Genomic DNA, 11,923 nt, shown 5'->3' on the forward strand with positions numbered 1-11,923 from the left:
GCCCCGCCCAGGGTGCTATTCGGCCGTTGCCAGCAGGCTGGCATTCCCACCTGCCGCCGTGGTGTCGATGCACAGATGACGCTCCACCACGTAACGTTCCGGCGAGATGGTCTGGGTTTCGAGCGAGACGATGGCCCCATCACGCTCAGCCAGTGCAAGCCGCAGCTCGCGCGTCCATTCGCTGGCACCGGTCGCGGCCACGGCGGCAATGCCGTTGAGCTCACTGAGCGCCTTGGCCTCGATGCAGCCTTCCAGCGCCGTCACTGGCACCCCAGCCGCTTTCAGCGGTTGAATGGCCTGTTCTGCACCGGCCGCAACAATCACCGCAGGACAGCCCACACCCAGTGCCTGAACGGCTTGAGCGACAGCGATGTCGAGGGTCGGTCCAAGGCACAGCACCGGGCCCTTGGGATACATGGCCAGCCGGTTGCTTTCGCCCGTCGGCCCCGGAAGGGTCTGCGGGGTCATGTCCAGCGCCGCCGTCTCGGCAAGCGCCTTGCGAATCACCCCGCTCTTGCCGGATAGCGCCTTACGCAGGACCTCGACCCGGTTGGTTCGCATCGACCAATTGCGCGCATCCAGGCCATCGATGGCCGACTGCAGTTTTTTAAGTGACAGAGCCTCGCCTTTAGGCGCGTCGTGGCTCTCCGCGGAAGCGGTCCGCCTAAAGCGCGCGACATACTGCGGACCGCCAGCCTTGGGACCGGTCCCCGAGAGGCCCTCGCCCCCGAAGGGCTGAGAACCCACGATGGCACCGATCTGGTTGCGGTTGACGTAGACGTTGCCGACATGGATGCGCTCGACAATCTGCTGAACGCGATCGTCGATCCGGGTATGCAGGCCGAAGGTCAGCCCGTATCCCCGATCGTTGATCGAATCGACCACCTTATCGATATCCCGCGCCTTGAAGGTGGCCACATGCAGGATCGGACCGAAGATCTCACGCTCGAGATCCTCGATGCCGCCGACTTCGACCACGGCCGGGCTGACGTAGCTGCCATCACTGGGGACAGGCAGCTTCTTCAGCACCTTGCCGGCCTTTTCCTGGGCATCCAGATAACCGCCGATCTCGGCCTTGGCATCAGCATCGATCACCGGCGACACATCGGTATCGATATTCCACGGATCGCCGACGACCAGCGCATCCATGGCGCCATCCAGCATCGTCAGCAAACGCTCTCGCGCTTCTTCCTGCACATAGAGCATGCGCAGCGCCGAGCAGCGTTGGCCAGCCGACTGGAAGGATGAAATCAGGATGTCGCGCACCGCCTGTTCGGTCAGGGCCGTCGAATCCACGATCATGGCATTCAGGCCACCGGTCTCCGCGATCAGCACCGCATCCGGTCCCGCGTTCTGCACCAAGGCCTTGTGGATGATCTGGGCCACCTCGGTCGAACCGGTAAAACAGACGCCAGCGAGCCGCGAATCGCTGGTCAGCGGCCCACCGACCGTCGGGCCGTCACCCGGCAACAGCTGCAACGCGGCCTCCGGCAAGCCAGCCTCGCGCATCAGCTCGACCGCACGGGCAGCGATCAGAGGCGTCTGCTCGGCGGGCTTGGCGAGTACCGCGTTGCCTGCCGACAGTGCCGCCGCGATCTGGCCGGTAAAGATGGCCAGCGGGAAGTTCCAGGGGCTGATGCAGACGAAGAGACCGCGAGCGCTGCCTGGCTCTTCCACCTCCAGCCGCTCGCATTCATTCGCGTAGTAGCGAAGGAAATCGACCGCCTCGCGCACCTCGGCGATACCATCGAAGATCATCTTGCCTGCTTCACGCGTCGTGATGACGGTCAGCTCGGCGAAATTTTCTTCGTAGAGATCAGCCGTGCGACGCAGCACCTGGGCGCGCTCAGCCGCCGGCCGGGCCGACCAATCGCGGAAGCCTTCCTCGGCGGCATCAAGTGCCGTTGCCACCTCATCAGCGGTCGCTTCATGCACCTTGCCAACCACGCGGGAGGGGTCGGCAGGAGACACCGCATCGCGGGCTTCTCCCTTCGGCGCCGGGCTGCCAGCCAGCATCGGCGCGGCGGTCCAGGTCGCGTCAGCGAACGCCTTGCGGCCAGACACCAAGGACAGAATGGAGGCCGGTTCGTTGATACGGAAACCACGCGAGTTCTTGCGCTCGGGCGAGAAGAGCTCACCTGGCTGGCGAATCGACGGACTAGCGATGGTCTCACCCAGGCTCTCCATCTCGGCAAGGGGGTCGCTCGATACCTCGCTGGCGGGAATTGATTCATCCACGACTTGGTTGACGAAGGAGGAGTTCGCCCCATTCTCCAGCAGACGGCGGACCAGATAGGCCAGCAGGTCTCGGTGCGCACCCACCGGGGCATAGATGCGGCAATGTGTGCCCTCAGACTCCTTGACGATATGGTGCAGCGACTCGCCCATGCCGTGCAGACGCTGGAACTCGTAGGAGTCCTTGTCATCACCGGCCATGGCGACGATGGCGGCACAGGTATGCGCGTTGTGCGTGGCAAACTGCGGATAGATACGATCACGACGATCGAGCAACAGTTGCGCGCAGGCCATGTAGCTGACATCGGTGTTCACCTTGCGGGTGAAGACCGGGAAGGTATCGACGCCCAGTTCCTGAGCCAGCTTGATCTCGGTATCCCAGTAGGCGCCCTTGACCAAGCGCACCATGATCTTGCGATCGTAGCGCTCCGCCATCTCATAGAGGGCCTCGACCACCGGCGCGGCACGGCGCCCATAGGCCTGCACCACGACCCCGAAGCCATCCCATCCATCGAGGCTGGGATCGGACATCAGCTCCTCGATCACGTCGAGCGACAGGTCCAGCCGGTCTTGCTCTTCGGCGTCGATATTGAAACCGATATTGGCTTTGGCCGCCTGCTTGACCAGCTTCTTGGCACGCGGCACGAGCTCGGCCATCACCGTTTCACGGTGGGTATATTCGTAGCGCGGATGCAGTGCCGAGAGCTTCACCGAGATGCCGGGGCTACCGCGCACATCACCCTTGGCCTGCTGGGCAATCGCCGCGATGGCATTGGCATAGGCATCGTAATAGCGCACCGCGTCTTCGTCGGTGCGCGCCGCTTCACCCAGCATATCGTAGGAGTAGGTATAGCCTTGCTTCTCGAGCTCGCGGGCATTCTTCATGCCCTCCTCAATGGTCTGGCCCAGCACGAACTGGCGGCCAAGGATCTTCATCGATTGACCCACGGCGGTACGCACCACCGGCTCGCCCATCCGTCGCACCAGGCTACGCAGCGCCCGTACCGGGCCTTTGGGATCGTTGTCCAGTACCTTGCCGGTCAGCATCAGCGCCCAGGTAGACGCGTTGACCATTGATGAAGAAGATTTGCCCAGGTGAGCGCCCCAGTCGGACGGCTCGATCTTGTCGTAAATCAGATCGTCGATGGTTTCCGCGTCGGGCACGCGCAGCAGCGCCTCGGCCAGACACATCAAGCCCACGCCCTCTTCGGTCGAGAGCCCGTATTCGGCGAGAAACGACTCCATCATCGAGGGAGATGTTTCCTTACGAACCCGGTCCACGTAGTTGGCGCCGACGTCGGCAACCTGGCGACGCTCCGCTTCCGACAGCTTGATTCGCTCGACCAGCCCCTTCAGCACCGCCGCCTCATCGGCCGCATAGTGGGTACGGATACGTGTGCGCAACTCGCTCACGGCTCCATCTTGGGGCGTTGTCACTTCATTCATCATCGATCTCCCATAACAACCGCAGCGCAAAGAGATGCACCAGGTTAATTATTATCATTCTTCAAAAGGCCATTTAATAGCGTAGGCCTCCCGATCGGGTTGCACACATCATCTCCCCCTGTGCGAGGCAATGTCTATTGACTAGGTTACGGCCTAATCCAGGCAAAAGGCCAATGAACCTAATCCACGCAACATCGAGAGAAGCGGGTCACCCGATAGGCAGATATATCCATGGCGGGCTTTTCTCCGACCACCCTCGCCGCCAATAGCTCGGCGGTAATCGCCGCCTGGGTGAGCCCCAGGTGCTGGTGGCCAAAGGCAAAGTGCAGCGACGCAACGCGTGGGTGAGAATCGATCACTGGCAGGGAGTCGGGAAGCGTTGGACGAAATCCCATCCACTCTTCAGCGCTGGCATCCAGACCCGATTCATCGGCCAGCAGGGCCGCTCCATGGCGGCGCAGCGAGCGATAGCGGCGCTTGATCGGCGCCAGTGACAGGCCACCGAGCTCGGTGAAGCCGACAATTCTCAGGCCGCAACGCATGGGCGTCATCACGAAGCGACGCTCGGCCGATCCTACCGGCTGCTTGAGCGCCAGCTGACGCCGAGGCAACGTCAGGTGATAACCGCGCTCGGTCTCCAGGGGCACGTCGAGGCCGACCCCCTTGAGGAGCTTATGCGACCAGGCGCCCGCCGCCACCACGACGTGATCCGCCTCCAGGGGACCATGCTCGGTCTGCACCTGCTGCAGGCCCATCTCCCGTGGTTCGAGGGCATTGACCTCAGCAAGCTGAATGCCCCCACCCCGGGCCTCGAAGGCCTTGGCCAGGCGTTGCACCAGGACGAAGGGATCTCGCATCTGGTGCGCATTGGGAAACCACAAGCCGTGCGAGATCGTGTCACCGAGTCCCGGCTCCCGCGCGCGGATCTCATCAGCATCGAGCAGCGTCGCCTCAATGCCCCAGTGCCGCAGGTGTTCGGCATGGGCCCGGGCCTGGGCCATTCCCTCTGGGGACTCCCAGACCAGCAGGTAGCCGGAGGCCAGCAGTTCATCGTCGGCACCGATATCGGCCAGACAACGCTGCCAGGCCTTAAGGGATTCGGCATTGAGCGCCGCCAGGGCCTCACGCCCATGGCGGACCCGGGCGGACTTGGCGGCGGCCACGAAGCGGATCAGCCAAGGCAGCAGCCGCGGCAGGTAGCGCGGCGGCAACGCCGCCGCGCCATGCGGATCGAGCAACAGCCGCGGGACCTTGCGTAACATCGCCGGCGTGGCGAGTGGATCGATCAGTTCAACAGCGAGGAAGCCCGCGTTGCCGAAGGAAGCGCCCTCACCAGGCGCCTGGCGATCAACGACCGTCACTGCAAAACCCTTGCGCTGCAAGGCTAGGGCGACGGTCATGCCCACCACCCCGGCGCCTACCACGAGCGCCGTTTCCCGGCGCTCGCTTGCCTGTGAAGCTCGTGTCATTCCTTACCCTCGGATACCGGTATGGATGAGGGAGCCTCAACCTCCTCTTCAGCCCGACGGGAGAACCAGCCCATTTGAGCATAGAAGATGCCAATCAAGGGCGACAACCAGCAGGCAAAGGCGAGGGGAATATAAAGAAGCTGGGTGAAATCACCGGCGGTCACGGTCAGACCCAGCGCGCCCATCACGAAGGCACCCCCCGCATTCCAGGGCACCAGCGGCGAAACCAGCGTGCCGCCTTCTTCGATGGCTCGAGCCAAGTTGAGCCGCGAGTAGCCCATCTTGTCGTAGGCCGGCTTATACATGCGTCCTGGCAGGGCGATCGACAAGTAGACGTCACCTGAGACCACATTGGTGGCGATGGAGGTCAAGATGGCGCTGGTCTGCAGGCCGCGAAAGCTCTTCAGCTTCGACATGATGGCGGTGACGATCGCCTCGAGGCAGCGGGTACGCTCCAGGGCGCCACCAAAGGCCAGGGCGAACATCATCAGCGTCACCACCCAGGTCATCGAAGTGACGCCACCACGGTTGAGTAGGCTGTCCAGAGTCGCGGTCCCGGTGTCGATAACGTAGCCGCTGTGGGCGAAGGTCAGCGCACCGTGGATGGTCGCTCCCTGGTCGAGGATGGCCACGATACCGCCGAGCATTACCCCGGTGAAAAGCGCGGGGATCGGCGCCACCTTGAAGAAGGCCAGGCCGATGACCACTACCAGCGGCAGCAGTTGCCACACGCCCATCGTGAAGTTGTCGGCGAGCCCCTGCTTGATCTGCACGATACGTTCGAGAGAGGCGTCAGCCCCGGCATCGGCACCACCGACGAACAGGTAGATCGCCAGGGCGATCAGCATCGCTGGCACGGTGGTGGGCAGCATGTAACGGATGTGGTCGAAGATGTTGGTCTCGGTGACCGCGGGCGTGAGGTTGGTAGTATCGGACAGCGGCGAGATCTTGTCGCCGAAGAAGGCACCGGAGACCACGGCACCGGCGGTCCAGTAGATGGGCACGCCGAAGGCATCACCGATGCCGATCAGCGCCAGGCCCACGGTACCGACGGTGGTCCAGGAAGAGCCGATGGACAGCGAAACCATCGAGCACATCAGCATGGCCGCGGCCAGGAACCAGCTCGGGTCGATCATATCGAGCCCCAGGTAGATCAGCATCGGTACCGTGCCGCTGGCGATCCAGGTGCCGACCAGCATGCCGACGATGATCAGGGTGGCGATGGAGGGCATGGCCACGTGAAGGACCTGGAAAGCGCCGGATTCGATATCCTTCCAGCGATAGCCCTGCAGCCAGCCGACCAGCGCGGTGATGCCGAAGCCAATGGCCAGAGGGATGTGCGGGGTAAAATCATCGTAGTAGAAGATCTGCACGCCAAGCAGCGCGATGGTCAACACAATGGGGATCAAGGCTAGGGGTAGCCCTGGCATCGGAATGATCGGTTCCTGATACGTCTTCATGTATTGCACTCCTGGGCAGGCTCAGGCCCACCCTGTTGTCGTTGTGTCATAGGAGTCGGGGATGGCGAGGGGATGCCTCGCCGTCTACTCAGCGCGTTTCGCTGCAGCGCTCATAGGCCAGGATGGCCGCCGCCAGGTCCTCTACCGAGGCCCCCACGGACTTGAACACGGTGATGGCCTGCTCGGGATCGGGGAGATCAGAGCGGCCGGCATGGCGTTTGCCGCACATATCGGGGAAGTCGGCGAGGATGTCATCTTCGCCGATCACGCCGGCCTTCAGCGGATCGATCAGGTCTCCGGTCTCGCTCATCGCGCCCTCGCGGGTATCGACGAAGACCGACCCGCGTCGCATCACCTCATCATCGGCCTCGCGCATAAAGGGCGTGAAGCTGCCCACTAGATCCAGGTGGGTACCCGGCGTCAGCCACTCCCCCTTGATCAAGGGCTCGCGACTCAGGGTGGCGCAGCTGATGATGTCGGCGCGCCCGGCAGCGTCGGCCAGGCCATCCGCCGGCACCGCCTCGGCATTGATCCCCTCGTCGCGAAGCTCTTTCGCCAGGGCCTGGGCCGAGGCCTCGCGAATGTCCCAGATACGCACCCGCTGGATGGGACTCATAGACTGATGTGCCGGGACCAAGCGGCGCGCCATGCGCCCGGCACCGACCATCAGCAGCTCGCTGGCGTCCTCGCGAGCCAGATAGCGAGCGGCCAGCGCCGAGGCGGCCGCCGTGCGACGCGAAGTCAACTCATTGGCGTCGAATTGCGCCAGATGCTGGCCGGTGCGCGCAGAGCTCAGAAGGTAATGGCCGCTGAGACCGGGCATACCGCGGTCGCTGTTGCCGGGAAAGACATTGACCTGCTTGACCCCGAGGTATTGCCCCTCGATCCAGGCCGGCATCAGCAGCAGGGTCGCATCCGGGTCGCCGGGCACCTGCAGGTGATGGTGGTGACGTACCGGCGAATGCACGGTGCGAGTAAAGATGTCGTCCAGTGCCTCTACCAGTGCCCTCCAGGGCAGGCGGGTAGTGACTTGTTCGGCGTCAAGATACATGTCAACCTCATTTGAACTGTGCCCAAATTCAGTCTATGGGGCGTCCGCCGCCGGCGCTTGACCCTGTCTCCGCACTCGTTGTTTCAGGCTCCGCAATCACCGCGGCCCGGAGAAAAAGCCATGTCACACACCCAAGCCCGCTGCAATCGAGTTGCCCAAAGCTCCGGCGAGCACTGTCACGACCATCCCCAGCTGATGCTTGGATGGCGTGGCGCCATGGACTATGAGTTCAGCCGGGGAAGCGAGCGGCTGGTGCTTGGCCAGGCGGCCATCCTCCCCACCCATGAACGCCATCTCTACCTGGGCCGGGGTGAGGACAGCGAGGTACTGGTCATCGACCTCGACACCGATGACCCCTGCCTAAACTCGCTGGAGAAGAGCTGTGCCCTGGAGCTTCGCGAATCGCTGTTTGCCGAGCCCCGGACGCTGAACCTGCCCCCCACTCTATTGCCCATGGTGGAGTTCGCCACTGGCCAACTGAGGCTTGCGCATACCCCCGAGCAGCGCATCCTGATCAACCAACAACTGGCCGTGCTCTTCGTGGGCCAATGCAGTCAACTACTGCTTCAGGGCGACAGTCAGCCACTTCGTCAGGGGCGTCTGTGCGCCGAAGCCCTCAACGCCTTCATCGACGAGCGCTTGGCCTGGCCACCCGACAACCAAGCGGTGGCCGAGGCCTTGCACCTCGGCCAGAGCCAGCTGCATCTGCTGTGTCAGCGCCAGTTCGGCATCACGCCGCAGCAGTACGTGATGAACCGGCGACTGGGCTGGGCTAGCCACTGGCTATGTCATAGCCAACGCCCCGTGGGCGAGATCGCTCTCGATCTGGGGTTCGCCGAGGCCTCGAGCTTCTCTCGCGCCTTCCGCCGGGCGACTGGCCAGTCGCCAAGCCAGGTGCGTCGCCAGGGCCATGCCAGCTGATACGATATCGCCCTATCCCCCTTCGACGACGAGAAAGCCATGAGCGACTTTTCCCTGCACCCCCGCCTGGATGCCGACACCCTTCATGTCACCGACCTGCCCTTGTGCCAGGTACGACTGATGAACGACGCCCGCTATTCCTGGCTGGTACTGATCCCCAGGCGAGCCGGCATCCGCGAGGTCTATGAACTCTCGGCGGATGATCAGGCGCAACTCTGGAAAGAGGCCACGGCATTGGGCCAGGCACTGATGGCGGCCAAGCAAGGCGACAAGCTCAACCTCGCGACGCTTGGCAACATGGTGCCTCAGCTGCATCTGCACGTGATCGTGCGTCATCAGGGCGATGACGCCTGGCCGGGGCCGGTGTGGGGACAAGGCCGCGCTGTTGCCTATGACACCGCGCAGGAAACGGCGATGCGGGATTGTATGACGCGCTGCCTCGAGACAAGCGGCCTCAACTGAGCTCCCTCAAGCGTTATCCCCTGAGCCGGGGTCATCCGCCAAAGGGCGAGGACGCTTCAGGGGCGGGGCGGTCGAGCAGCGGTGCGCCATCGGGATCGGTACCGCCGGTGATCATCAGTGACACGCCAAGCGCACTGATCACCAGACCGCCTAAAAGCGACGCCCAGGCAAGGCGAGGACTCAGCTTATGCTGCGATTGGCGGGACAGGCGCCGCTCGGCCCAGCCACGCGCCATCACACTGGCTACCGCCAGGCCGGACACCGCGAGCGCCGTGCCGGCGGCCATCACCATGACCGCCGCCACACCGACCCAGAACTGCCCGAGCAGAGACGCCGCGCCCAACAGCAGCACCCCGCCACTGCAGGGACGAATGCCGATCGCCACGACTGTGGCAAGCGCGGTGCGCCAATCACCCACTCGCTCAGGGGACAGGTGATGCTCATGACCGCAGCCGCAGCCATCGTGATGATGAACGTGTGGGTCGGCCGAAGCGTGAGTCGACTCATGGCCCGCTCTGGCGCGCCACAGCCGCCGAACCGCGTTCAGGCACAGCCACAACCCGAGAACGGTGACCATCAGGAAGCTTAACTGCTCCACCCAGGCCACCGAGCCCATTGCCTGGCGGGTCAGCCAGCCAAGCCCGTGCACCAACACCGCGACCAGCAGGATGGCGACCACGCCCTGAAGTAACGAGGCGGCCGCGGAAAGCGAAAGCGCCCGCCCCCAGGCCCCGCCCTGCGACACCAGGTAGGTGCTGAGCACCGCCTTGCCATGGCCAGGCCCCGCCGCATGAAAGACCCCGTAGCCAAAGCTCACACCGAGCAACCCCGCCCAGGTAGCCGGCGATGGCGACCCGGAAAGCGCGGTAATGGCAAGTGTCAGCTGGCGATGCAGGTCCCGCTGCCAGCTGACGATGTCGAGCGATAGCGCCTGCACGCCGCCCTGTCCCACCCAGACGCCCAGGACGACAAAACACATCAGCACCACGCTGATCCCCATAAGGGCCGACCGCGTCGGGGCGCGCATGATCAAGCCTCGCATACCACCTCCCCGGTTTCGGCGAAGAAGCGCCCCAGGCCCGGCTCCGCGCTCTCGTCGACATCCAGCTGGGCGGCCCTCGCCACCTTGGCCGGGTCCGGATCGGCCGCGATGATCTGCGCATGACACGCCTCGCCCGCGCCGCGCAATGTCAGGGCATCGGCCCGCGGCGTCTCGTCCTCGGCTTCGTGCACCACCTCGATATAGTAACTCGGGTCGAAGACCTGATAACGCAACGGCGTATCAGCCAGCGCCAGCGGTTTCTCCAACGGCAGCAGGAAACTGAAGACCAGCCGGCCGCCCTGCCGCCTGATGCTGTAGTCCTCGACTTCCCCCACCGCAACAGGGCGACCGCCGTGGTCGATCTCGGTGAAATACTCACGGGTGGCGAGGTTATCGCGGATTTCCAGGCCCAAAAGATCCAGGCGCTCCTCCATGCTGTCGGCGCTTTCCTCGGCGGCCAACTCTTCCATCACGACCAGGCTGTAAAAGGGATCCATTCGCCAGCGCTGCTGTAGCGCCGTGACGCGGCCTCGGTCGTCGAATTGCACCGTCATACCAAGATCGACCCAGCCATGAGGATGGGCATGCGCGACGCCAGCCGAGCCGAGCAGCAACACCATCAGCACAAGGCCGAGAAGGGATATTCTATTCACTTGGGGTCTCCGCAACGTGGAGAGGCAAGGATCAAGGAGCAAGCGGCACCAGGCAACCATCAAATTGCCCGGCAAGCCCTGGGGGAGGCGTCAGGGCTTGCCGCCGTAGCAACCGAGAGAATCATCATCACAGGTAGCGACGCCTTTCGGCCCAGTCTGAAGCCGGAAGAGATGGCGTCAACCTGCCAGGGTTCATTGATTTGTCGATAGCCTCGCCTGCAACTCGGCCAGCAGCGTATCGAGGCTTTCGGCCGCCAGCGGCTGACGAGCGCGGTAGCCACTGAGCGAGAGACGGGTTTTGCCCTCTGACGCGGATAGGGCATATAGGCGCAGACGATAGCCTGGCCAGGTGGCAAGTACGGCATCCAGTCGACCGAGATCCAGGTCGGCGTGGCGAATCACGAAGCCCCGGTCGAGCAACACCTGAAGTCCTTCAGACAGCACCTGCCGGGGTTCGACGGCCACCATCACCTCTCGAGGCTGCGGCTTTTCAGGCGCCCCTGCACAACCCGCGAGTGCCGCTATCACAAGGAGGACAAGTGGCTTTTGCCATGTGCGCCCACCCCCCCCTTTGCCCGCCAACCACTGCCAGAACATCATGGTGTCGGCTCCTGTTGCGGAAGGGCTGGCTCGATGCCCGATTCAAGCGCTGTCTCAAGGTCTGGCTGGCGGCTTATGTCGTCGCGTAGCTCGCGACAGAATTCATCACTGGTGGCCACCCGACTGCTGCGCAAGCGACCATCTGCCTCGACGACCTGAATATCTCGTGTCGCTCTTACCTGGGTGTCACGGGCGACCACGGAAACACGCTCAACCTGGGTGGGGTCGACACCGAAGCTACGGTTGAGATTAACCGACATGCCAGCGCTGTGGTGACCTCTTCCCAGCCCGAAGAAACCTGACAAACCGAATGGCCAAGGCTCATACCAAGGGGCTCCATAGCCGGCCAATAGTCGGCTTTGCTGCGCCGTCACAAGCCCGAGCTGAGCCTCTGTCTCGACGATCACGAAGTCATTCGCCTCGAGCACCGCAATCACCCGACGCAGATACCCCAATGACCCCGCATCATCAGCTTCCCATTGGCAGGCTGACGCGAGCGAATCCTGCGCCTGTGGCAGGTGCGCCGGCCCACTCGCACAGCCGGCAAGAAGCAAGCCTCCTGCCATCCCCAACACGCCTACCCC

At 63.6% G+C, this 11,923-nt stretch carries 10 protein-coding genes; 2 read left to right on the forward strand and 8 right to left on the reverse strand.

Features of this window, described 5'->3' with window-relative positions:
* Positions 1-15: 15 nt before the first annotated feature.
* The 4 genes from putA to lhpI form a co-directional block, all read right to left on the reverse strand.
* Positions 16-3,681 carry a bifunctional proline dehydrogenase/L-glutamate gamma-semialdehyde dehydrogenase PutA gene (putA, locus tag ETC27_RS06355; protein ID WP_136254145.1) on the reverse strand — a complete coding sequence of 1,222 codons (3,666 nt, stop codon included), beginning with the start codon at positions 3,679-3,681 and terminating at the stop codon, positions 16-18.
* Between the two features lie 179 nt (positions 3,682-3,860).
* Entirely contained in the window at positions 3,861-5,150 is a 1,290-nt protein-coding gene (locus tag ETC27_RS06360; RefSeq protein WP_136254146.1) for an FAD-dependent oxidoreductase, read from the reverse strand.
* Positions 5,147-6,610 (reverse strand): Na+/H+ antiporter NhaC, encoded by a 1,464-nt coding sequence (nhaC, locus tag ETC27_RS06365; RefSeq protein WP_240724822.1) that lies wholly within the window; start codon positions 6,608-6,610, stop codon positions 5,147-5,149. Before nhaC ends, ETC27_RS06360 begins: the two co-directional genes overlap by 4 nt.
* 88 nt (positions 6,611-6,698) lie before the next feature.
* The gene (gene lhpI, locus ETC27_RS06370) at positions 6,699-7,661 is read right to left on the reverse strand and encodes a bifunctional Delta(1)-pyrroline-2-carboxylate/Delta(1)-piperideine-2-carboxylate reductase (RefSeq protein WP_136254147.1); all 963 of its coding nucleotides are present in this window, start codon (positions 7,659-7,661) and stop codon (positions 6,699-6,701) included.
* Positions 7,662-7,781: 120 nt separating this feature from the next.
* Between lhpI and ETC27_RS06375 the strand changes: the two genes are divergently transcribed.
* Entirely contained in the window at positions 7,782-8,582 is an 801-nt protein-coding gene (locus ETC27_RS06375; RefSeq protein ID WP_136254148.1) for a helix-turn-helix transcriptional regulator, read from the forward strand.
* Positions 8,583-8,621: 39 nt separating this feature from the next.
* The gene (locus tag ETC27_RS06380; protein ID WP_136254149.1) at positions 8,622-9,044 is read left to right on the forward strand and encodes an HIT domain-containing protein; all 423 of its coding nucleotides are present in this window, start codon (positions 8,622-8,624) and stop codon (positions 9,042-9,044) included.
* Positions 9,045-9,075: 31 nt separating this feature from the next.
* On the opposite strand, the gene ETC27_RS06385 is transcribed toward ETC27_RS06380, so the two are convergent.
* From ETC27_RS06385 to ETC27_RS06400, 4 genes are all read right to left on the reverse strand, one after another.
* Complete coding sequence (locus ETC27_RS06385) at positions 9,076-10,086, reverse strand: nickel/cobalt transporter (protein ID WP_240724823.1); 1,011 nt, start codon at positions 10,084-10,086, stop codon at positions 9,076-9,078.
* Positions 10,074-10,739, reverse strand: a complete 666-nt coding sequence (locus ETC27_RS06390; protein ID WP_240724824.1) for a DUF1007 family protein — start codon at positions 10,737-10,739, stop codon at positions 10,074-10,076. The genes ETC27_RS06385 and ETC27_RS06390 overlap by 13 nt, the downstream gene beginning before the upstream one ends.
* A gap of 192 nt (positions 10,740-10,931) precedes the next feature.
* Positions 10,932-11,207, reverse strand: a complete 276-nt coding sequence (locus ETC27_RS06395) for a hypothetical protein (RefSeq protein WP_136254150.1) — start codon at positions 11,205-11,207, stop codon at positions 10,932-10,934.
* A gap of 128 nt (positions 11,208-11,335) precedes the next feature.
* Complete coding sequence (locus ETC27_RS06400; RefSeq protein WP_136254151.1) at positions 11,336-11,905, reverse strand: hypothetical protein; 570 nt, start codon at positions 11,903-11,905, stop codon at positions 11,336-11,338.
* Positions 11,906-11,923 lie beyond the last annotated feature (18 nt).

The sequence above is a fragment of the Onishia niordana genome (genome assembly GCF_004798965.1).
Taxonomy (GTDB): Bacteria; Pseudomonadota; Gammaproteobacteria; order Pseudomonadales; family Halomonadaceae; genus Onishia; species Onishia niordana.